Raw genomic sequence first — 21,210 nt, forward strand, 5'->3', positions numbered from 1 at the left:
TCCCTGTTTTGATGGGGAGAGTCTGGCGGCGGCCTGTGGGGGATTTATGAGGGCAATGTGGAGACTGTGTGGAGATGCAGCACCACTTGCACGCCACCCGGGACGTTGCCGATCTGCAATGAGCCGCCGTGCAGCTTCACCACTTCTTCGACAAAATTCAGGCCCAGGCCGGTGCTTTTGCGCCCGCTGGCCGGGCGCGGCAGGGAGTAGAAGCGCTCGCTCAGGCGTGGCAGCGCGTATTCGGGGATCGGTGCGGCCTGGTTGAACAAGCACACATCCACATCGTGATGCCGCACCTGGGCACTAAAGCGCAGAGTGCCGCCGGGCGGGGTAAAGTCCAGGGCGTTTTCCAGCAGGTTGCCCAAGGCCTGGCGCAGTAAAAACGGCTCGCCATACAGCTTCACATCCGCTTCGATCAGGCGCTCGACCTGCAACCCGGCCTGTTCGATCCGCGCGCATTGCGCCTTGAGGACTTCATCGACCAAGGCGGCCAACGGTACCGGGACTTGCTGCTCCAGCCCCTGGCGCTGCTCGACCTGGGCCAGGTTCAGCAGGCGCTCGATCAACTGCTGCAAGCGCGCGCTTTCGCTGGCGATATTGCCGACAAACCGCTGTTGCTGGGCGACAGTCATTTCCCCCTGCAACAACTCCGCCGCGCCGCGAATCGCCGCCAACGGGCTTTTCAGTTCGTGGGTCAGGGTGTGCACGTAACGCTCGACGTAGGCCTTGCCCTCCAGTTGCGTGCGCATGTGCTCCACAGCGGTGGACAACTGCGCCAGTTCACCACCGCGATAATGCGGCAACTCGGCGCGCCGCCCCTCGCTGACCGCCTGGGCATAGGTGGTCAGGCGGCGTAGCGCAGCACTCAACCACCATGACAGCAACGCCCCCAGCAACAAGCCCAGCGCCACCAGGCCGGCGCCGTACCACAGCAGGCGGCGCTCGGTGCGGTCGACATAGGGCTGTAGCGAACTGTTGGGCTTGGCCACGGTAACGGCGCCGATGATCTGCCCGTTATCGCGGATCGGCGCGCCGACATGCATCACCGACGACGCCGGGTCATCGGCATCGCTGCGGGTCGAGCGGGCGCCGTACTCACCACGCAGGGTCAGGTACACGTCGTTCCATTTCGAGTAGTCCTGGCCCACGGCTGTTCCTGCCGAGTCCAGCAGCACAACGCCCCGGGCGTCGGTCACATAGATGCGGTGGTTGACCTGATTCTTCGCCAGCCCCCAGATCGTCGCGCCCGGCTGGCGCTCGCCGTACGCCTTGAGCACGGTAGGCCAGTGGCTTTGGCCAAGGGTGCCGTTTTTCACATCGTCACGCAGGATTTCCGCCAGCAGGTTGGCGGTATCTACCAGGGTTTCCTCGGTGGACTGACGCACGCCGGGGCGGATTTCCTTCATCACCGTGTTGAGCACAAAGTAGCCGGTGAGGCCGATAAACAGTGCATACACCAGGAAAATCCGCAGCCCCATGCGCATCAGGCGTGGCTCGGGCTGTAGCTGTAGCCCAGGCCCCGATGGGTCTGGATCGGCTCGGCCTCGGCGGCCACGCCACGCAACTTGCTGCGCAGGCTTTTGATATGGCTGTCGATATTGCGCTCGTAGCCGGCATCGGCGGCCACGCCGACGGCATCCAGCAGTTGCTCGCGGCTGAATACCCGCCCGGGCTGTTCCAGCAGGCAGTTGAGCAGGCGGAACTCATGCCGGGTCAGGCCCAGCAACTGGCCGCGATAGTGGATCTGCACCCGCTCGTGGTCCACCTGGAACAGGCCGCCGCTGGCCGGCGCTGCCACCGGTGCCACGCGCTTTAAGATCGCCTTGACCCGCGCCGCCACTTCCCGCGGGCTGAAGGGCTTGACCACATAATCATCCGCGCCGATTTCCAGGCCCACCACACGGTCGATTTCACCGTCGCGGGCACTGAGGAACATCACCGGTACTTCACTGAAGCGGCGCAGTTGCTTGCAGGTTTCAAAACCGCTGATGTCCGGCAGGCCGATGTCGAGGATCAGCAGATCGGCCGGGGTTTGGCGTTGATGCTCCAGCGCCGCCTGGCCGAGGGTCAGCCAGGTGGTGGTAAAGCCTTCGCCTTGCAGGGCAAAAATCAGCGTATCGGCTATGGCCGCTTCGTCTTCGACAATCAGGATATGAGGCATGGCGTCCGAGCACTGGGAGCTAAAGGTGAACGGTGCCCCATGCCTTATGCGGCGTCAATCAGCAGTCGGGCTTGTCCGCGGTATAGCGGCGGGCCGGGTTCACGGCGGCGCCGAACTCACGCAGGGCCTTGGCCCCGATCAGCAGCGGGTAGTTGAAGCTGCTGCGGTCGGTAAGGTTGACCTCCACCGTGCGCTTGACGTTGCCCAGGCACATTTCCAGGTCCACCACCGGGCGCTTGGCCACGCTGGTTTCTTCGCCGTCTTCATCTTCGTCGGCGCGGTTCTTGATTTTGCTGATGCGCGCCACTTTGTGTTCGTAGACCTTGTTGCTCACGTCCTTGCCGCTGAGACGGAACCGCACCCAGTCCTCGCCATCGCGGGTGAAGGTCTCGATGTCGCGGGCCGACAGCGAGGCGGTCAACGCGCCGGTGTCCATCTTGGCCTTGAAGGTCTCGCCGATTTCCGGCAACTGGATATATTCGTAGCGCCCGTACAGGGTCGGCTCGGCGGCCATCACGGGCAGGGCAACCACGGCTAATAGGGCAAGGAGGGATTTCACGTAGGAGGATTCCTTGAAGTAAGTAGACGAATACTAGACTGCAAACGCTGCCTAAAGTTGGATCGTTGCCCAGCATACGCAACACAAAGTGAAACATTCGTCAGGCCATTTGCGATTTGGCCTCTAGACTCAAGCTGCTTATCATGGCCCGTCCAATCGCTTGCAAGAGTTGCTTATGCGCCGCCTGCTCACCGGCTGTTTCGTCACACTGCTGCTGTTACTCAACACACTGATCCTGATCGGCCCGCTGCTGGTATTCGCCCTGCTCAAGCTGGTGGCGCCCGGGCGGTCACGCGATTACGCCTCCTGGGCCGTGATGTGGATCGCCGAGACCTGGGCCGAGATCGACAAGCTGATCTTTGCCCTGTGCATCCCCACCCAATGGGATATTCGCGGCGACACTGGGCTGAGGGTCGATACCTCATACCTGGTGATCAGCAACCATCAGTCCTGGGTGGATATCCCGGCGCTGATCCAGACCCTCAACCGGCGCACGCCGTTCTTCAAGTTCTTCCTGAAAAAGGAGCTGATCTGGGTGCCGTTCCTGGGCCTGGCCTGGTGGGCCCTGGATTACCCGTTCATGAAGCGCTACAGCAAGGCGTTCCTGGCCAAGCACCCGGAACTGGCGGGCCAGGACCTGAAGATCACCAAACAGGCCTGCGAGCTGTTCAAGCGCCAGCCGGTGACGGTGGTCAACTACCTGGAAGGCACGCGTTTTACCGAGGCCAAGCGTGCCCAGCAGAGCTCACCTTTCACTCACCTGCTCAAGCCCAAGGCCGGTGGCGTGGCGTTTGTGCTGGCCGCGATGGGCGAACAGCTGGATGCGATCCTCGACGTGACCGTGGTGTATCCACAGCAGAAGATTCCAGGGTTCTGGGACTTGATCAGCGGCGCGGTGCCCCGCGTCATTGTTGATATCCGCACCCGCGAGCTGGATCCGGCGTTGTGGCAGGGGGATTACGAGAATGATCCGGCGTTTCGCCAGACCGTCCAGAACTGGGTCAACCAGCTCTGGATGGAGAAGGATGCGCGCATTGCCCAACTGCGCGCCGAGCGACCTTAGCTACCGGTACCCCAGGCCTGGGCCAGTTTGCCGAGCAGTGAGCTGTCGGCACCCTGGCCGCCCAGGTATTGCAGGATCACCGGGGCAAACTGGCCGATCATGCCGCTGTCCATGCCCAAGGCGCTGAACGCGGTGTTCAGGTCGTTGGTGTTCTTCACGTTACCCAGCACGCCGTCCAGGCCGCTGGTCTTGCTGCCACCGTTCTGGCCAAGCATGCCGCTCAAGGCGCCAAGGCTACCCAATGCGTTGTTGCCCGACAGCTTGTCCAGGCCCGGTACGCTTTTGCCCAACTGCGAATAATCGGTGCTGCTCAGTTGGTTCTTGGCCAGGCCCAGCATCGCACCGGTACCGCCGACGGCCTGCTCCGGGGTGACATTCAGTTGCTGGGTCAGTGCGCCCAGCAAGCCAGCGGTCTGTGAGGTCGGCGCAGCGGCGGCGGCCTTGTTGGTGCCCTGGGCGCCAGAAACGGCGTTGGCCACATCGCCCAGGCTGAAACCTGCTGCAAATACCGGGCTGGCCGCCACGGTCAGGAGGCAGGACAGGGCAAAACCGCGTGAAATCTTCATCGAGACAACCTCGTAAATGTAGGAGCTAAAGCAGCCGTTTGACTCAGCATCCAACAGGTTGTTCCACGTCACAGATTTGTTCAGAAAAGCACCAAAGCCCGGCACCATCAAACTGCCACTAGGAACCCATCGCCTGTCACAGGGTCAATCAACACACTACAAAACTTGTCAGGAAGAGCCTTATGACTGCGTCCCAACCCCCAGTGATCGAGCACAAGCCCTCATTCTGGACCCGCCCGCGCCTGTTCATCGGCGTCTGCGTGGTGGTGGTTGCCGGTATCGGCGGCGCGCTCTACACCCAGGACAGCGTCAAGTCCGCCGCGACCCTGGTCAGCAGCACCCAACAACCGGCGGCGCAAATTGTGGCGCACAAGGATTACCTGGAAGTCCAGCCCATCGCCGCCACCGCGCCTGAGCCGGACCGCAGCCTCGAACTGTGGGCCCTGCCGGCCGGCGGCACGCCTGTGTCTTTGGGCCTGTTGCCTGAAGATGGCAAAGGCATCATCGGCCTCAACCCACGCCAGCAGGAAACCATCAGCCAGCCGGTGGAGTTAATGGTCAGTTCGGAAACCAAAGGTGGCTCGGTGAGCAAGCAGCCTACCGGCCCGACGGTGTACCAGGGCGCGCTGGCAATTCGCTAACCGCCCTGCCTCCCCTCAAAAAACACTGTGGAAACGGGCTTGCCCGTGATAGCGCACGCGCCGTGAAGTTCGCAAAAAAAACCTGCTCCTTTGCAGGTTTTTTTGCGCCTGCGCATTTGCTCGGTCGCAGTCGCGGCGTTTGAAATAAGACACGTACTTTTAATTGTATTTGATTTTATCTAACTGTCATATCCCACAGTAGGCACCCTCCAACTCCCGTTGCAACATGAAGCCTCCCACAACAAAGGAACGTTGATCATGCACAGCAAAATTGCAATCGGAGCACTCGTCTTCATGGCCCTGACCGGTCAGACCCTGGCGGCAGACATTAGTAGTTGTCCCGACGTAAGCGCGATCAAATCGTCACCCTACAGCGACCCCGCGCTTGGAACGTTTGCTGATGGTTTCAAATACGAAGCCAGCAGCAACGGCAAGAAGTGGGAGGGCGTAACGGCCGGCACCGACGATGACTACCTTGATCCCAAATACAAACTCAAAGCTGAAGGCTTCAACCAGGCAAATGGCAAGCTGACATGTATTTATGGTGGCGAGGCGGTGAAGGCGGGCGAACCTGGCAAAGAAGTCTATTCCAACCCCTTCCTGAAATTACATGCCCCCGAGTAGTCCGCCCCGGTATCAAAACGCAAAAACGATGACCGTTGGATCTAATGCCGATCAGTCAAGAGAAGGCGCAGACAGGCCGCTGTTCGCTCTTGGTTGGTCGGCATTAACCTCGGGTCACCGTTTTGTATTACGAGTGCCTACGCCGCGCTGAACAGCTTGTGCGGATCAATCACAAACTTCTTCGGCACCCCGGCATCGAACTCGCCGTACCCACGCGGCGCGTCATCCAGGCTGATCACCTGCACGCCGACGATCTCGGCGATGTTGATGCGGTCCCACATGATCGCCTGCATCAACTGGCGGTTGTACTTCATCACCGGGGTCTGGCCGGTGTGGAAGCTATGGGACTTGGCCCAGCCCAGGCCAAAACGAATGCTCAGGCTGCCCATTTTCGCGGCGGCATCCACCGCCCCTGGATCTTCGGTGACGTACAGGCCGGGGATGCCGATCTTGCCTGCGACGCGCACCACCCCCATCAGTGAGTTGAGCACCGTGGCCGGCGCCTCGTGCTTGACGCCATCATGCCCGTGGCCGCGCGCCTCAAAGCCCACGCAGTCCACCGCACAGTCCACTTCCGGCTCGCCCAGCAACGCGGCGATCTGCTCGTGCAGCGGCGTGTCCTTGGACAAATCGGCGATTTCAAAACCCTGGGCCTTGGCGTGGGCCAGGCGGATCGGGTTGACGTCACCGATGATCACCACCGCCGCGCCCAGCAGACGCGCCGAAGCGGCGGCCGCCAGGCCTACAGGACCGGCGCCGGCGATGTACACGGTACTGCCAGGGCCAACGCCAGCAGTGACGGCGCCGTGATAGCCGGTGGGCAGGATGTCGGAGAGGCACGTCAGGTCACGGATTTTCTCCATGGCCTTGTCGCGATCCGGCAGTTTCAGCAGGTTGAAGTCGGCGTACGGCACCAGTACGTATTCGGCCTGGCCGCCGGTCCAGTCGCCCATGTCGACATAGCCGTAGGCACCACCGGCACGGGCCGGGTTGACGGTCAGGCAGACGCCGGTGTGTTGTTCCTTGCAGGAGCGGCAGCGGCCGCAAGCAACGTTGAAGGGCACAGACACCAGGTCGCCGAGCTTCAGGTTCTCGACGTCGCTGCCTTTCTCGATCACCTCGCCGGTGATTTCGTGACCGAGCACCAGGCCGGTCTGGGCGGTGGTACGGCCGCGCACCATGTGCTGGTCGGAGCCGCAGATGTTAGTGGAGACCACGCGCAGGATGACGCCGTGCTCGATCTTCCTGCCACGGGGGTCCTGCATTTTGGGATAGTCGATTTTCTGTACTTCGACCTGACCGTTGCCGAGATACACGACACCACGATTACCAGACATGCTTTCACCTCGCTGTTGTTTTTATGGAACTGCGGTGCCCGTTCGAGTGGGCAGCGCGTTTAAGTGCTCGGGTTACAGATGCTGTTTTTGCGTTGTTTGTAAGGGCCTCATCGCGGGCAAGCCCGCTCCCACATTTGATCGGGTTCACATATCACCCTGTAGGAGCTGGCTTGCCTGCGATGGCGTCAGTCAGAGCACCACCGTTCTATTGGCATTCAAAAACACCCGCCGCTCAATGTGGTACCCCACCGCCCGCGCCAATGTCAGCCCTTCGATATCCCGCCCCTTGGCAATCAGGTCCTCGGGATAGTGGCTGTGATCCACCACCTCCACGCCCTGGGCGATGATCGGGCCTTCGTCCAGGTCGTTGTTGATGTAGTGCGCAGTGGCGCCGACCAACTTCACGCCCTTGTTGTACGCCTGGTGGTAAGGCTTGGCGCCCTTGAACCCCGGCAGCAATGAGTGATGGATATTGATCGCCTTGCCATCGAGCTTGCGGCACAGCTCTGGCGACAGCACTTGCATGTAGCGCGCAAGGATCACCAGTTCGGCGCCCGCGTCTTCAATCACTTGCCACACCTGACGCTCCTGGGACGGCTTGTCGTTGGGGTCGAGGGGGAAATGGTAGTAGGGAATCTGGTGCCAGTCGGCCAACGGCTTGAGATCGGGGTGGTTGGACACCACCGCGACCACATCCATCGACAGTTGCCCGATACGCTGGCGGTACAGCAGGTCGTTAAGGCAGTGATCGGCCTTGGACACCATGATCACCACTTTTGGCCGGTAGTTCGGTGCCGTCAGCTCGAAGATCATCCCAAAGGCTTCGCCTCGCGTGGCCAGGCCATCGCGAAAACCTTGCTCGTCGAAGCCATCGGGTTGACGGAACTCCACGCGGATAAAAAAGCGCCCCGAGAGGCGGTCATCGAACGAGTGGTGCTCGGTGACGTAGCAGCCCTGCTCGAACAGATAGCGGGTGACCGCGTCCACCGTGCCGAGCACGCTGGGGCAGTCGGCGGTCAAAATCCATGTATCGGGTGCGCGGCTCATTACAGTTGACTCCTCAGGGATGCGTTCCCACGCAGCGCGTGGGAACGATCATCAGGCTTGGACATTCAGGCCGAATTCGGCCGAGGCATCCTGCAGCCACAACCACCAATAGTCCGAGAAGCTGCGACGAATCAGCAGTTCCCAGGTGTCTTCGGCGGTATGGCGGATCACCAGCTGCGACTTGGCGAACACCGTGCCCACTGCCTTGCCCACCGGGAAGTTGTCGGGGTGCACGTCGTAGCTGGTGGACTTCATCAGCACATCGCGCACGTTCGGGCCGCTGAGTTCGAGGATCTGCTGGCCGCCGCTGACGTTGACGACCTGGATGTGCAGATCGCCCAGGGCGGCCCGCAGGTTTTGCTCGGCGGCAAATTCTTCACCGCCTGGCACGATCAGCAACCACTCATCCGGGCCGAGCCATTGCAGGCTGGTTTCGCCCTTGACGATGACCTGCAGGGCGCCGGGCAGTTCGATGCCCAGGGCCTTGTGCACGCCGGCGGCGAAGGCCGCATCGTGGCCATCGCCGCGCAGGGTCAGGTGGCCGAGGAGTTTCTTTTCGCGCACGGTCACGCCGGCGTTCTTGCGGCCCTTGCCCACCTGGCTGGCGAGGTCGGCATGGTGCAGCGACGACTCGGCCTTGGCGCCGGAGGTGGGGCGTTGTTGGTACACATTGGCTGCTGTCATAAAGCACCTATCTGAATTCCAATGAACACCACAACCCCTGTAGGAGCCGGCTTGCCGGCGATGAGGCCCTCAAGCCTGGCGGCGATTTCCGAAACGCCATCGCCGGCAAGCCGGCTCCTACAGGGAGTGGTGTCAGATGTTTTGGCGATCGCCTTTCGGGTCGAAGAACACCGAAGACACAATCTCCGCCTCGATCACGCTGCCATCGGCCTGGGGCGAGAACACCCGCTCGCCGATACGCTTCAAGCCGCCCTTGACCACCGCCATCGCAAACGAATAGCCGAGGGAGTTGTGCGCATAGCTGGAGGTGACGTGGCCGACCATCTTCATCGGGATGCTCTGCTTCGGATCAAACACCAGTTGCGCGCCTTCCGGCAGCCACACCTTCGGATCGATCGGCTTCAAGCCCACCAGTTGCTTGCGCTCTTCACGCACGCAATCCTCACGGTTCATCCCACGCCAGCCGATCCACGAGAACGGTTTGGTACGGCCCACGCACCAGCCCATGTTCAGGTCGTCCGGGGTCATCGAGCCGTCGGTGTCCTGGCCGACGATGATGAAGCCCTTCTCGGCCCGCAGCACGTGCATGGTCTCGGTGCCATATGGGGTCAGGTTGTACTGTTTGCCGGCCTCGACGATCTGTTCGAGCACGCCCATGGCGTAGTCGGCCTGCACGTTGACTTCGTACGACAGCTCACCGGTAAACGAGATCCGGAACACCCGCGCCGGCACACCGCCCACCAGGCCTTCTTTCCAGGTCATGAACGGGAAGCCGTCCTTGTCCAGGTCGATATCGGTGACTTCGTTCAACAGCTTGCGGCTGTTGGGCCCGGACAGGGTCATGGTCGCCCAGTGGTCGGTGACCGAAGTGAAATACACCTTGAGGTCCGGCCATTCGGTCTGCTGGTAGATTTCCAGCCACTGCAGCACGCGGGCGGCGCCGCCGGTGGTGGTGGTCATCAGGAAGTGGTTGTCGGCAAGGCAGGCGGTGACGCCGTCGTCGAAGACCATGCCGTCTTCCTTGCACATCAGGCCGTAGCGCGCCTTGCCCACGTCGAGCTTGGTCCAGGCGTTGCTGTAGATGCGGTTGAGAAACTCCCGGGCATCCGGGCCCTGGATGTCGATCTTGCCCAGGGTCGAGGCGTCCAGCAGGCCGACGCTGTCGCGCACGGCCAGGCATTCGCGTTTGACTGCCGCATGCAGGTCTTCACCGTTGCGCGGGAAGTACCATGGGCGTTTCCACTGGCCGACATCTTCGAACTCGGCGCCGTTTTTTACGTGCCAGGCTTGCAGCGCGGTGTAGCGCACCGGCTCGAAGATATGCCCGCAGTGCCGGCCCGCCACGGCGCCGAAGGTCACCGGCGTGTAGTTGGGGCGGAACATGGTGGTGCCCATCTGCGGGATGGTCACGTTCAGCGAGCGCGCGGCAATCGCCAGGCCGTTGACGTTACCCAGCTTGCCCTGGTCGGTGCCAAAGCCCAGCGCGGTGTAGCGCTTGACGTGTTCCACCGACTCGAAGCCTTCGCGGGTCGCCAGTTCGATGGCGGCAGCGGTGACGTCGTTCTGCAGGTCGACAAATTGCTTGGGCGCCCGTGCAGTGGCTTTTTCGTGAGGCACCTGGAACAAGGCCAGGGTCGGCTCTTCCAGGCGCGTCAGGGCCTTGGGCAGCGTACCTTCCACCGGGGCAAGCCCGGCTTCGCTGGCCGCGCGCACGCCGCCTTCAAAGCCATCGGCCAGGGAATCACCCAGGCCGTAGACGCCATTGATACCGCCCACGCACACGCGTTTTTGCGGTGCTTCGCCCGGTACAAAACCAAGGATATCTTCACGCCAGGTTGGCTTGCCGCCCAGGTGCGAGGCCAGGTGAACCACCGGGCTGTAGCCGCCGGAGCTGGCCACCAGGTCGCAGTCCAGCCACTCGCCGGGGCTGGTGACCTTATGGGCTTTGACGTCGATGGCCGCCACACGGGCGCCAGTGACGTGCTTGCTGCCACGAGCTTCGATCACGGCGCTGCCGGTAAGGATGCGAATGCCTTTGGCGCGGGCCTCTTCCACCAGCGCGCCGCGTGGGTTGTGGCGTGCATCGGCTACCGCGACCACGCTGAGGCCAGCGTCGAACCAATCCAGCGCCACACGGTAGGCGTGATCATTGTTGGTCGACAGCAGCAGCTTTTTACCCGGCGCCACGCCATAACGGCGCACGTAGGTCGAAACCGCACCCGCCAGCATATTGCCCGGCACATCGTTATTGCCGTACACCAGCGGACGCTCGCAGGCGCCGGTCGCCAATACCACACGCTTGGCACGCACACGGTGGATACGCTGGCGTACCACGCCAATCGGCGCACGGTCGCCGAGGTGATCGGTGAGGCGCTCGTGGATGGTCAGGAAGTTATGGTCGTGATAGCCATTGACGGTAGCGCGAGGCAGCAGCACCACATCCGGCAGGGCCTTGAGCTCGGCGATCACGCTGGCGACCCACTCGGCCGCCGGCTTGCCGTCGAGGCTTTCGCGCGAGTCGAGCAGCGACCCACCGAATTCTTCCTGCTCATCGGCGATGATCACCCGCGCCCCACTGCGCGCAGCAGCCAGGGCCGCTGCCAGGCCCGCTGGGCCTGCGCCGACGATCAGCACGTCGCAATGGCGGTTCATGTAGTCGTAGGTGTCCGGATCATTCTCGGTCGGCGAGCGGCCAAGCCCGGCGGCCTTGCGGATGTACTTCTCGTAGGTCATCCAGAACGATTGCGGGTACATGAAGGTTTTGTAGTAGAAACCCGGCGGCATCAGCTTGCCGCCGACCTTGCCGAGGATGCCCATCATGTCGTTGTTCACGCTCGGCCAGCCGTTGGTGCTGGTGGCCACCAGGCCCTGGTACAACGCCTGTTGCGTGGCGCGCACGTTGGGGATTTGCGTGGCTTCGGTGGCACCGATCTGCAGCACCGCGTTCGGTTCTTCGGCGCCGGCGGCAAAGATGCCGCGCGGGCGCGAGTACTTGAAGCTGCGGCCAATTATATCCACGCCGTTGGCCAGCAGGGCGGCGGCCAGGGTGTCGCCTTCAAAACCTTTGTAGCTCTGGCCGTTGAAGGTAAACGTCAGGACTTTATTGCGGTCGATGCGGCCACCGTTGGACAGGCGATTGATCTGGCTCATACCTTCTCTCCAGAAGCCTTGGCGGTGAATTGCGGTTGGGTGCCAATCTTGTAGGTTTCAAGAATTTCGTAGGTCAGGGTGTCGCGGGTGGCGTTGAAATACTGGCGGCAACCGGCGGCATGGATCCACAGCTCGTGATGCAGGCCGCGCGGGTTATCGCGAAAGAACATGTAGTCACCCCACTCTTGATCGGTGCAGGCATTCGGGTCCAGCGGGCGCGGGATGTGCGCTTGGCCGGAGGCGTGGAATTCCTCTTCGGAGCGCAGTTCGCCACAGTGAGGACAGAAGATATGCAACATAGGGAATTTCTCCTGTTAGTGGGCGACGGCCGCAGCGCCGTGTTCGTCGATCAGCGCACCGTTGTGGAAACGGTCGATGGAGAAAGGTGCCGCCAGCGGGTGCATCTCACCCTTGGCCAGGCTCGCGGCAAATACGTTGCCTGAGCCGGGGGTGGCCTTGAAGCCACCGGTGCCCCAGCCGCAGTTGAAAAACATGTTCGGCACCGGGGTCTTGGAGATGATCGGGCACGCGTCCGGCGTGGTGTCGACGATGCCGCCCCACTGGCGGTTCATGCGCACCCGCGAGAGCACCGGGAACATCTCGACGATGGCCTGGATGGTGTGTTCGATCACCGGGTACGAGCCGCGCTGGCCGTAGCCGTTGTAGCCGTCGATACCGGCGCCGATCACCAGGTCGCCCTTGTCGGACTGACTGATGTAGCCGTGCACGGCGTTGGACATGATCACGCTGTCGATAATCGGCTTGATCGGCTCCGACACCAGCGCTTGCAGCGGGTGGGATTCAATCGGCAGGCGGAACCCGGCCAACGAAGCCATGTGCCCGGAGTTACCTGCGGTGACCACCCCAACGCGCTTGGCGCCGATAAAGCCCTTGTTGGTCTCCACGCCGATGCACACGCCGTTTTCCTTACGAAAGCCGATCACTTCGGTCTGCTGGATCAGGTCCACGCCCAAGGCATCGGCAGCACGGGCAAAGCCCCAGGCCACGGCATCGTGACGGGCCACGCCGCCGCGCCGCTGCACGGTGGCGCCGAGGACCGGGTAGCGGGTGTTTTTCGAGCAGTCGAGGTACGGGATCTCGTCCGCAACCTGCTTGGCATTGAGCAGCTCGCCGTCCACGCCGTTGAGGCGGTTGGCACTCACGCGGCGCTCGGAATCGCGAATGTCCTGCAGGGTGTGGCACAGGTTGTAGACACCACGCTGGGAGAACATCACGTTGTAGTTGAGGTCCTGGGACAGACCTTCCCAGAGCTTCATCGCGTGCTCATACAGGTGCGCCGATTCGTCCCACAGGTAGTTGGAACGCACGATGGTGGTGTTGCGCGCGGTGTTGCCGCCGCCCAGCCAGCCTTTCTCGACCACCGCCACGTTGGTGATGCCGTGCTCCTTGGCCAGGTAGTAAGCGGTCGCCAGGCCATGCCCGCCGCCGCCGACGATGACCACGTCGTAGACCTTTTTCGGGGTCGGCGTGCGCCACATCTTCTGCCAGTTTTCGTGGTGGCTGAGGGAGTGTTTGAAGAGGCCGAAGCCCGAGTAGCGTTGCATAGGTATTACTCCAAAACCGCGCTCAGCGATAAACCGGGAAATCCGCGCACAGGGCAGACACGTGCTTGGCCACGTTGGCCTCGACGTCGGCATCGCCGAGGTTGTCGAGGATGTCGCAGATCCAGCCGGCCAGCTCCACACATTGCGCCACCTTGAAGCCACGGGTGGTCACCGCCGGGGTGCCGATGCGCAGGCCCGAGGTCACGAACGGCGACTGCGGGTCGTTGGGCACCGCGTTCTTGTTGACGGTGATGTGGGCGCGACCGAGGGCGGCGTCTGCGTCCTTGCCGGTGAGGCCCTGGCGGATCAGGCTGACTAGGAACAGGTGGTTATCGGTGCCGCCGGAGACTACATCGTAGCCACGCTTGATAAACACGCTGGCCATGGCCTGGGCGTTGTCGATCACCTGCTGTTGATAGGCTTTGAAGCCTGGCTCCATCGCCTCCTTGAAGCACACAGCCTTGCCCGCGATCACGTGCATCAGCGGGCCACCCTGTGCGCCGGGGAACACCGCGGAGTTGAGTTTTTTCTCAATCTCTTCGTTGGACTTGGCCAGGATCAGGCCACCCCGCGGACCGCGCAGAGTTTTGTGGGTGGTGGTGGTGACCACATCGGCGTAGGGCAGCGGGTTCGGGTACAGGCCAGCCGCCACTAGGCCGGCGACGTGGGCCATGTCGACGAACAGCAGCGCGCCGACCTTGTCGGCAATCTGACGAAAGCGTGGGAAATCCAGGGTCTTGGAGTAGGCAGAGAAGCCGGCGACGACCATCTTCGGTTTGTGTTCCACGGCCAGGCGCTCGACTTCGTCGTAGTCGATCAGGCCGGTGTCGGTGTTGATGCCGTACTGCACCGCGTTGTACAGCTTGCCCGAGGACGACACCTTGGCGCCGTGGGTCAGGTGGCCGCCGTGGGCCAGGCTCATGCCGAGGATGGTGTCACCGGCATTGATCAGCGCCAGGTACACCGCACTGTTGGCGGACGAACCGGAGTGCGGCTGCACGTTGGCGTAATCGGCGCCGAACAGTTGCTTGGCGCGCTCGATGGCCAGGGCCTCGACCTTATCCACATGCTCGCAGCCGCCGTAGTAGCGCTTGCCAGGGTAGCCTTCGGCGTATTTGTTGGTCAGGCCGCTGCCCTGGGCCTGCATCACGCGCTTGCTGGTGTAGTTCTCCGACGCGATCAGCTCGATATGATCTTCCTGGCGCTGCTCCTCGGCATTCATGGCCGCCAGCAGTGCGTCGTCATATCCCTGGATCTGGTCTTGTTTGCTGAACATCGCGTCTCTCCCAGCCTTTCGTATTGTTGAGGCCCGTGCAGGGCCCTTTGATGCGATGGTAGGGCTGGCGCAGGCAGGTCAAATGCCTACGCACGCCACGCAAAGGTGCGTTTACGACATGGCCAGAACAACACCGAACAAATGTGGGAGCGGGCTTGCTCGCGAATGCGATGTGTCAGGCAGCACATGCATTGGCTGGCCCACCGCATTCGCGAGCAAGCCCGCTCCCACAGGGACTATGTGATGACCTTTCGAAGGAATAGCAGCAGTAAGAAATGCGCGGGATAAAGTGCATACGCCCAGCGCCGCATAGCCTGCGGTGACACATGTGTGACCTGTCGCAATAAGACCAGCCCGGCGAGCGGCGCAATCAGGCATGTGGCCAACCCGAGCATCGCGACGAGATTGCCGCTATTGAGTAAGACCTGCCATTGATTGGCAGCTACACACACCAACCCCGGCAACACGCTGAAATACCAGGGGCGACTGAACACCAGCAACATCGCCAGCGGCAGTAATACACCAAAAAAGCCGAACATCAGTTGCGCCGAGAACGTACCGGCGATCAACAGCGCGATCAGCGCCAATCCGCGGTCAAAATTCGTCTTCTGCTGCCATCCCCTGGCAACCAGCAGCCCCAGCGCCAGGGTCGGCAGCACGTTCAATGTATCGGCATCGTCGATAAACATCCGATACGGCACCTCGCTGATCACGCTGAACAGCAGCAACCAGCCCAGGTAACGCCATTGCCCGCTGACCGGCGCATCCCGGACCCGCTGCAAATTGGCCGCAATCGCCAGGCAAAACCACGGGAACGCCAGGCGCCCCGGCACGTACAGGCCATCGAGGCTTAAACCGACATAACGCAGGTGGTCGAGCACCATGCTCAATAGCGCCAGCCATTTGAGCAGGTCCAGAGCGCCATCGCGCCCGCGCTGCAAAGGAATCGTTTCAGTACCGTGCATAATTCCCCAGAGACTTTGCATTAACAGTGCGTGCGCCCGCCGGATATTCTTGGTTAAAGTGCGCACCAACATCGACCACAGGAACGGGCCATGACCGACAAGAGCCAACAATTTGCCAGCGACAACTATTCCGGGATCTGTCCGGAAGCCTGGGCCGCCATGGAACTCGCCAACCAGGGCCATCAACGCGCCTATGGCGACGATGAATGGACCCATCGTGCTGCCGACGGTTTCCGCAAACTGTTCGAAACCGACTGTGAAGTGTTCTTCGCCTTCAACGGAACAGCGGCCAACTCCCTGGCCCTGTCTTCCTTGTGCCAGAGCTACCATAGCGTGATTTGCTCGGAAACCGCCCACGTCGAGACCGACGAATGTGGCGCACCGGAGTTTTTCTCCAACGGCTCCAAGCTGCTCACCGCGCGCACCGAAAACGGCAAGCTGACCCCCGAATCCATCCGCGAGATCGCCCTCAAGCGCCAGGACATCCACTATCCCAAGCCACGCGTCGTGACCCTGACCCAGGCCACCGAAGTGGGCAGCGTGTACACCCCGCAAGAAATCCGCGCCATCAGCGTCACCTGCAAGGAACTGGGGCTGAACCTGCACATGGACGGTGCGCGTTTCTCCAACGCCTGCGCGTTCCTCGGCTGCTCACCTGCCGACCTGACCTGGAAAGCCGGTGTGGATGTGCTGTGCTTTGGCGGCACCAAGAACGGCATGGCGGTGGGTGAAGCGATCCTGTTCTTCAACCACAAGCTGGCGGAAGACTTCGACTACCGCTGCAAACAGGCCGGCCAGTTGGCGTCGAAAATGCGCTTTTTGTCAGCCCCGTGGGTCGGCCTGCTGGAAAACGACGCCTGGCTCAAACATGCACGCCACGCCAACCACTGCGCCCAGTTGCTCAGCAGCCTGGTGGCGGATATTCCCGGCGTGGAATTGATGTTCCCGGTGCAGGCCAACGGCGTGTTCCTTCAACTCTCGGAGCCGGCCATCGCCGCGCTGACGGCCAAGGGCTGGCGCTTCTACACCTTCATCGGCAAGGGCGGCGCGCGCTTCATGTGTGCGTGGGATACCGAGGAAGAGCGGGTACGAGAACTGGCGGCGGATATTCGTGAGGTGATGGGAGCCTGATCTCCCCCCCGAAGTAGCCGGCGTGCCGGCGATGGCGACCCTGAGGGCGCCATCGCCGGCACGTTGTTGCCTACAACTGGAGGGGTTGTAATGCGTCCCACTGATCAATCGGCCCGGGATTGTGTTCGATCGTCCCACCGCCAAACTTGACCGCCAACTTGTTCACCGCATTCAACGCCGTCGTCACCCCGCCCTCGGCCCAGCCCCCGGTCCAGGAAATATCATCTCCAGACAGAATGAAACCGTCCGGCGCGCCCTCCTTTACACCACTCATGAACTGGGAAAACAGCAGTCTTTGATACTCATACTGCCCCGGCAGGTTCATCTTGAAGGCACACAGGTAGAACGGCTCATTTTCCCAGTTGATCTCGATAAAAGGGTCAACCATGCCGAACTCGGCTGCCAGGTTTAGTTGCGTGTCGGCATACACCGTATCGAGTAAGGTCGTACACAAATCGACATGAGACGGCAACGGCGCGCTGCGGTCGCCAAGGAACTTCAGGCTGTCATCGTTCCAGGTATATGAGAGAAACATGCCGCTGCCCTTGTTCACCCCGTTGCTTGGGGCATAGTCCAGCAGATAGGTGCCACGGGTAAGGCGGTCCGACAAGGTCACACTCATCTTGTAGCGACCGTTCTCGACATCATTCCAAAACGGCCGTCGAGTGTTGGCGAAGATCTTTGCCGATTGCATGTAATGGGTATACATCACCGCTTCCCAGATAGCCTGGGGCAGTAAGTTGTTCATCGGCGTAAAGCGCTCTTTGCCATCCATATAGCGGAACTTGTCGAGCACCCGCACGTGAGGCGTATAAATCACACTTTTAAAGTTACGCAGGGTGTCTCCACCCTGTTTGTTGTCATGCAGGTACACATCGAACGTGCCATCGGCCAGGCGGTGGATCTGCCGGACTTCCTGGTTGAGGGGGTCAGCAATCTCCCGCCGCGTCAAACTCTCCACCGTCGTGCCTGCCGGCCAATGGACCTGGGTGTCGCCGAACGAAGCCGGCGTGCGGCTCCATAGGCGCAGGGGCAGCTCGCTGGAACCGTCATACATCAACGTGTGGTTGGTATCCAGGCCGGTGTACAGCACCCGCAACACTTCCAGGAAACAGTTCGGATAGTCGGTGTTCCAGCCGCCAGTGCCGAAGCCTATCTGGCCAAACAGGTCAATGTCTTCGCGGCTCCACTTGGCTTGCTCGACCATGGCGGCATAGAAACTCAGGTCATCCCAGCCCGCCCTGAGGATCGTATTCCAGATCGCTTTGATTTCACCTTGGTCCACTGCCGTTTCCTGCATCGCGTTTTCCATGTCGGTGAACCGGATCGGGTCTTGTTCAAGGAATTCGCCGAAGAACATATCTTCGATTCGCCTGTATTTTTGCGGCAGGTCATTGCGTTCGTAGTAGGTCTGCTCGTTCTCGTAATCGACGAGGGTACTGGGGGCGGCGGGCGAGCCGGGGTTAGGGAAATCCGCCGAGTTGGCGCTCATCCCGACCTTGGCAAAGTAGTGCATCAACGCCTTGCCGGACTTGGGGAAGCGCATCGCCCCCAGTTCACAGATCACCCGGCCTTGTGGGTCGTTGCGATCACCCAGCACATGGGAATAGAGCCGCCCGCCAATGCGCCCCGAAGCTTCCACCACTATCGGATGCAGGCCCATGCGCATCGCCTCGTAGGCTGCCACCAGCCCGGACACGCCGGCACCGACGATCAACACCTGCTCGCCAAGATGCTGCGCGGCAACTTGGGCCAGGGGCTTTTTAAGGATCGCGGCCTGCCATAAATAGCGGGCGTAATGAAACGGAAAGTCAGGAATCAGCGCCGTGACATTTTTGTTCAAAAGCCGCTGAGCACCTTGGGAGCGGGAGGGAATCGCAGACATGATGGCGTCCTTGCAGGTTGGGTAAATGTCCACCCTCTACTACAAGGCTAAAGGCGAATGCGACGAGACTAAGAGCCAGCCTAGTAGACCGTCCTCGCCACAATTAGATCGCTTTGCAATAAGAAAGAACGGCTCCATCGCCCCCCACGCGCAAAAGCCATTACTTAAGGAAAGTCTGAAGTGATTATTTATAGATCAGGATTTAATCGGGCCATCAGTTGCCCGATGCTGCGGCACTCACTATAAAAACAAGCCGTGAATCTATGAACGCCCTATCTGACAAGACGGTTCCCTGCGTCGCCCCTCGCCCAAAAATCGAGACCCGTTCCATTGACTATGTGCCGCGCAACGAACGGCACGGCAAAGTCTGGCATCAGGGACCCTTCTGGTTCACCGGCAACTTCGTCCTCACCACCATGGTCACCGGGTTCACCGGCGCCGCACTGGGCTTGAGCCTGGTCTACGCGATCCTGGCGATTGTCATCGGCGTGGGCCTGGGCACCTTTGCCATGGCATTCCACGCCAACCAGGGCCCGCGCATGGGCTTGCCGCAGATGATCCAGTCACGGGCCCAGTTCGGCCTGCGCGGCGCTATCGTGCCGTTTGTCGCGGTGATCTTTGTGTACATCGGCTTCAATGTGTTCAACGTGATTCTCGCCACCGACGCCATCAACACGGTGCTGCCGGGCAGCCGGGCGCCGTGGTATGCGTTGATGATCATCCTCGCGGTGATGATTGCCGTGATCGGCCATGACCTGCTGCACACTGTGCAACGCTGGCTGACCTACGTGATGATCAGCGTATTCGCAGTGCTGACCGTTGCCGCCCTGATGAGCCTGTCGGCCGATGCCGCAGTGGCCGAGGCGCATTTCTCCTGGTCGGCGTTCCTGATCCAGCTCAGCGCCGCTGCCGGTTATCAGATCAGCTACGCCGTGTATGTATCGGACTACTCGCGCTACCTGCCCCATCAAACCCCGTCGCGCCGGGTGATTTTCTGGACCTACCTGGGGGCTGCCGGCTCGGCCCTGTGGCTGATGTCTCTGGGCGCGTTCCTGGCCTCGGCCCTGCCCTCGCCCGATGCCATCGCCAGCGTGCGCACGGTGGGCAACCAGGTGATTCCTGGCTTCGGCACCTTGACCGTGCTAATCGCGGTGCCGGCGCTGATTGGCATCATGGCGGTCAATTGCTATGGCGCGATGCTGACCGGCATCAGTGCCATCGACGGTTTCGTGAAAATCCAGCCGCGCCTCAAGAGCCGGGTCATCGGCATCGGCCTGGTGGCAGTGATCATTTTCCTGATCGCCTTGAGCATTCCCGATAGCTATCTGGCCAGCTTCAACACGTTCGTGCTGCTGATGTTGTACTTCCTGGTGCCATGGACTGCCGTCAACCTCGCCGACTTCTACCTGGTGCGCAAAGGCCAATACGCCATCAGCGATATCTTCAACCCCGCCGGCATCTATGGCCTATGGGGCAAGGCGGGCTTGGTCGCGTACTGCCTGGGCCTGGTGTCGATGATCCCGTTCATGTCGTTGAGTTTCTATGAAGGGCCGGCCGCCGTGGCGCTGGGCGGGGCCGATATCGCCTTCGTGATCGGCCTGGGCGTTTCCGCGCTTATCTATTGCCTGATGAGCCGCAACCTTGACCGCGATGCCGAACACCGTGCCATTGCCGCCAGCGAGGCCATGTTGGAAGGTGGTAAGCCATGAACACCCTACGTGTCGTCTGTGATCAACTCGCCCCGCGTATCGCCGATGTGGAACACAACCGCGCACTCAGCGCCAAGGCCATTCGCGGTGCGGCGGCGCTGGGCGCGCAGGTGCTGGTGTTGCCGGAGCTGATGCAAAGCGGCTACGCGTTCAATGACCGGGAGGAAGCCCTGGCAGTGTCCGAGGAGCTGGACGGCCCGACACTCACCCGCTGGAAAACCCTCGCGAGCGAACTGGGCATCATTGTCGTGGCCGGCTTTTGTGAGCGCCTGGCGGCAGGCCAGGTGGCCAACAGCGTCGCGCTGATAGAGCCGGGCGGCAGGCTGACGGTGTATCGCAAGGCGCACCTGTGGGATCGCGAGAAATTGATCTTCACCCCCGGAACTGAACCGCCACCGGTGGTGGAAACCGCCGCTGGACGGATCGCTGTCATGATCTGCTACGACCTGGAACTGCCGGAGTGGGTACGCCTGGCCGCCCTGGCCGGGGCTGACCTGCTCTGTGTGCCGGTGAACTGGCCGGACGGCCCGCGCCCAGCCGGTGAAAGACCGGCAGAAATCGTGCGGGTCCAGGCCAATGCGGCGGTCAACCGGATGTTTATCGCCGCATGCGATCGCCATGGCGAAGAGCGGGGGGTCAACTGGATTGGGGGATCCGTCATTGTCGATGCCGATGGCTACCCATTGGCCGGGGCGGTCTCACATCAGAACGAACAACGCCTGGTGGCCGACCTGCCCCTGGCCCAGGCCAGGGACAAGTTCATCAGCGAGCACAACCACGTGCACCAGGACCGTCGGCCGCAGTTGTACTGATCCGCCCGTTAACTCCCCTGATCGCTCCCACGCGC

At 61.6% G+C, this 21,210-nt stretch carries 19 protein-coding genes; 6 read left to right on the plus strand and 13 right to left on the minus strand.

Features of this window, described 5'->3' with window-relative positions; genetic code table 11:
• Nucleotides 1-44: 44 nt before the first annotated feature.
• Genes creC through rloA2 form a run of 3 tightly spaced genes read right to left on the minus strand, consistent with a single transcriptional unit; the run spans nt 45 to nt 2,720 of the window.
• A complete protein-coding gene (creC, locus tag ACSSVH_RS24045) occupies nt 45-1,484 on the minus strand; it encodes a two-component system sensor histidine kinase CreC (RefSeq protein ID WP_170057623.1) in 1,440 nt (479 codons plus the stop codon).
• Entirely contained in the window at nt 1,484-2,161 is a 678-nt protein-coding gene (gene creB / locus ACSSVH_RS24050; RefSeq protein WP_172313588.1) for a two-component system response regulator CreB, read from the minus strand. Before creB ends, creC begins: the two co-directional genes overlap by 1 nt.
• A gap of 58 nt (nt 2,162-2,219) precedes the next feature.
• Complete coding sequence (gene rloA2 / locus ACSSVH_RS24055) at nt 2,220-2,720, minus strand: retropepsin-like aspartic peptidase RloA2 (protein WP_029296952.1); 501 nt, start codon at nt 2,718-2,720, stop codon at nt 2,220-2,222.
• Between the two features lie 175 nt (nt 2,721-2,895).
• Here rloA2 and yihG point away from each other — a divergent pair, with 175 nt between their 5' ends.
• Nucleotides 2,896-3,783, plus strand: coding sequence for a 1-acylglycerol-3-phosphate O-acyltransferase, YihG family (gene yihG / locus ACSSVH_RS24060; RefSeq protein WP_492633824.1), 888 nt, complete (start codon nt 2,896-2,898; stop codon nt 3,781-3,783).
• Here the strand turns inward: yihG and ACSSVH_RS24065 are convergent.
• Nucleotides 3,780-4,349, minus strand: a complete 570-nt coding sequence (locus ACSSVH_RS24065) for a DUF2780 domain-containing protein (RefSeq protein ID WP_170042198.1) — start codon at nt 4,347-4,349, stop codon at nt 3,780-3,782. The two genes, yihG and ACSSVH_RS24065, sit on opposite strands and share 4 nt — an antisense overlap.
• Nucleotides 4,350-4,531: 182 nt before the next feature.
• On the opposite strand from ACSSVH_RS24065, the gene ACSSVH_RS24070 reads away from it, so the two are divergent.
• A complete protein-coding gene (locus ACSSVH_RS24070) occupies nt 4,532-4,990 on the plus strand; it encodes an anti-sigma factor domain-containing protein (RefSeq protein WP_169953723.1) in 459 nt (152 codons plus the stop codon).
• 258 nt (nt 4,991-5,248) lie between these two features.
• The gene (locus ACSSVH_RS24075) at nt 5,249-5,614 is read left to right on the plus strand and encodes a hypothetical protein (RefSeq protein WP_178121185.1); all 366 of its coding nucleotides are present in this window, start codon (nt 5,249-5,251) and stop codon (nt 5,612-5,614) included.
• 137 nt (nt 5,615-5,751) lie between these two features.
• Here ACSSVH_RS24075 and fdhA read toward each other — a convergent pair whose 3' ends face one another.
• From fdhA to ACSSVH_RS24115, 8 genes are all read right to left on the minus strand, one after another.
• The gene (gene fdhA / locus ACSSVH_RS24080) at nt 5,752-6,951 is read right to left on the minus strand and encodes a formaldehyde dehydrogenase, glutathione-independent (protein ID WP_038443950.1); all 1,200 of its coding nucleotides are present in this window, start codon (nt 6,949-6,951) and stop codon (nt 5,752-5,754) included.
• 189 nt (nt 6,952-7,140) lie between these two features.
• A complete protein-coding gene (gene purU / locus ACSSVH_RS24085; protein ID WP_169953721.1) occupies nt 7,141-7,998 on the minus strand; it encodes a formyltetrahydrofolate deformylase in 858 nt (285 codons plus the stop codon).
• Between the two features lie 51 nt (nt 7,999-8,049).
• Nucleotides 8,050-8,682, minus strand: a complete 633-nt coding sequence (locus ACSSVH_RS24090; protein ID WP_169953719.1) for a sarcosine oxidase subunit gamma — start codon at nt 8,680-8,682, stop codon at nt 8,050-8,052.
• Between the two features lie 132 nt (nt 8,683-8,814).
• Nucleotides 8,815-11,832 carry a sarcosine oxidase subunit alpha gene (locus tag ACSSVH_RS24095; protein WP_492633825.1) on the minus strand — a complete coding sequence of 1,006 codons (3,018 nt, stop codon included), beginning with the start codon at nt 11,830-11,832 and terminating at the stop codon, nt 8,815-8,817.
• Nucleotides 11,829-12,131, minus strand: a complete 303-nt coding sequence (locus ACSSVH_RS24100) for a sarcosine oxidase subunit delta (protein ID WP_169953715.1) — start codon at nt 12,129-12,131, stop codon at nt 11,829-11,831. The genes ACSSVH_RS24095 and ACSSVH_RS24100 overlap by 4 nt, the downstream gene beginning before the upstream one ends.
• A gap of 15 nt (nt 12,132-12,146) precedes the next feature.
• Nucleotides 12,147-13,397, minus strand: a complete 1,251-nt coding sequence (locus tag ACSSVH_RS24105; RefSeq protein WP_010207084.1) for a sarcosine oxidase subunit beta — start codon at nt 13,395-13,397, stop codon at nt 12,147-12,149.
• 22 nt (nt 13,398-13,419) lie between these two features.
• Nucleotides 13,420-14,673: a serine hydroxymethyltransferase gene (locus ACSSVH_RS24110; protein WP_029296971.1), complete on the minus strand. Its 1,254-nt coding sequence runs from the start codon at nt 14,671-14,673 to the stop codon at nt 13,420-13,422.
• Nucleotides 14,674-14,909: 236 nt separating this feature from the next.
• Nucleotides 14,910-15,638, minus strand: coding sequence for a TraX family protein (locus tag ACSSVH_RS24115; RefSeq protein ID WP_492634733.1), 729 nt, complete (start codon nt 15,636-15,638; stop codon nt 14,910-14,912).
• A 90-nt stretch (nt 15,639-15,728) separates the two neighbouring features.
• On the opposite strand from ACSSVH_RS24115, the gene ACSSVH_RS24120 reads away from it, so the two are divergent.
• Nucleotides 15,729-16,769: a threonine aldolase family protein gene (locus ACSSVH_RS24120; protein WP_169953713.1), complete on the plus strand. Its 1,041-nt coding sequence runs from the start codon at nt 15,729-15,731 to the stop codon at nt 16,767-16,769.
• A 70-nt stretch (nt 16,770-16,839) separates the two neighbouring features.
• Here ACSSVH_RS24120 and ACSSVH_RS24125 read toward each other — a convergent pair whose 3' ends face one another.
• Nucleotides 16,840-18,654: a flavin monoamine oxidase family protein gene (locus tag ACSSVH_RS24125; protein ID WP_432754715.1), complete on the minus strand. Its 1,815-nt coding sequence runs from the start codon at nt 18,652-18,654 to the stop codon at nt 16,840-16,842.
• 263 nt (nt 18,655-18,917) lie between these two features.
• Between ACSSVH_RS24125 and ACSSVH_RS24130 the strand changes: the two genes are divergently transcribed.
• Together ACSSVH_RS24130 and ACSSVH_RS24135 are read left to right on the plus strand one after the other, a co-directional pair.
• Nucleotides 18,918-20,363 (plus strand): purine-cytosine permease family protein, encoded by a 1,446-nt coding sequence (locus ACSSVH_RS24130; protein ID WP_169953708.1) that lies wholly within the window; start codon nt 18,918-18,920, stop codon nt 20,361-20,363.
• A complete protein-coding gene (locus ACSSVH_RS24135) occupies nt 20,360-21,175 on the plus strand; it encodes a nitrilase-related carbon-nitrogen hydrolase (RefSeq protein WP_432754716.1) in 816 nt (271 codons plus the stop codon). The genes ACSSVH_RS24130 and ACSSVH_RS24135 overlap by 4 nt, the downstream gene beginning before the upstream one ends.
• Nucleotides 21,176-21,210: the final 35 nt, after the last annotated feature.

It is taken from the genome of Pseudomonas sp. HC1(2025) (assembly GCF_058742075.1).